At 21.4% G+C, this 1,077-nt stretch carries 1 protein-coding gene; it reads right to left on the reverse strand.

What is annotated here, in order from left to right; all coding sequences use genetic code 4:
* Positions 1–114 precede the first annotated feature (114 nt).
* On the reverse strand, positions 115–1,077 hold a 963-nt coding region (locus tag TS70_RS08775; protein WP_198049795.1), incomplete at its 5' end, for a DDE-type integrase/transposase/recombinase.

The raw sequence follows: 1,077 nt of genomic DNA on the forward strand, positions 1-1,077 counted from the left end.
TACAAAAACTATTAATGATAAATCAACAGATGAACAAGTTCCAATTGCAAAATCANNANATNNNNANNNNAANAANNTAAAAAATAGTTTAAATAANANTTTATAAATTTAAAATTATTTAGTTAAATTAGTTAAAAATTCAAATGGTGTCTGAAAATTTAAAGATTTATGTACTCTTTCAAAATTATAAAAATAATAGTAATCATTTAATTTATTTTGTAAACTAACTGCATCCAATATTTTTTCATCAAATACAAATAACTTAGTATAATTTTGATGAAATCTTTCAATTTTACCGTTTGATTGTGGAGAACGAACCGGTGTTGTCTGATGCAAAATATCTTTATCTGTTAAAAATTGAGTAAAAGTAGTTTCTTTAACACTACTTTTTTGATTATTCCGATAACTATTAATAAATTCAGAACCGTTATCAGTTCTAATCCGTGTTATTTTAATACCAAATATTTTTTTAAAATCAATTATTGCTCTTTTAACAGCATCAATAGCATTTTCAGTACATAATTTATCATAAATATAACCGAATACTCCTCTCATTCTTTCATCAATAAAATCATAAACATAATACTTTTTATCAACCGGAAATTTACTTGGCATAAAATATTTAGCATCCATTTGTAATAATCCTAATTCTTTAACTTCATATCTTGGATGCTGTCTTTTAATTTCTTTAATTTTATTTTTTATTTTTAATCAACGCTTATCTTTTTTAAGTCAACGAAAAAATGTTTTTAAATTTTTAGGTGCTTTATTTTTTAATTCTTCACCATGAATTCCTTTTTTTAAATTATAAAACAATGATAAAACACCCCCAGCGTGTTTATTACAATATTCAAAATATAAATCACAGATATTTTCGCGAACATCATCACTATATTGATAATTAATATTATTAGGAACTGTTGATTTTAATAATAAATCTTCAAAATTATTATTTGCATATGCAAGTAAAATTTTATTTGCTCAGTAATAAAAAGTTGAAAACTTATTTTTAAAATATTTTTTAATTAAATCTTTTAATAACAACTTAGTTTCAAGAAAAAACTCCTTACATAAATT

It is taken from the genome of Spiroplasma sp. hyd1 (assembly GCF_016082235.1).
GTDB lineage: Bacteria > Bacillota_I > Bacilli_A > Mycoplasmatales > Mycoplasmataceae > Spiroplasma > Spiroplasma poulsonii.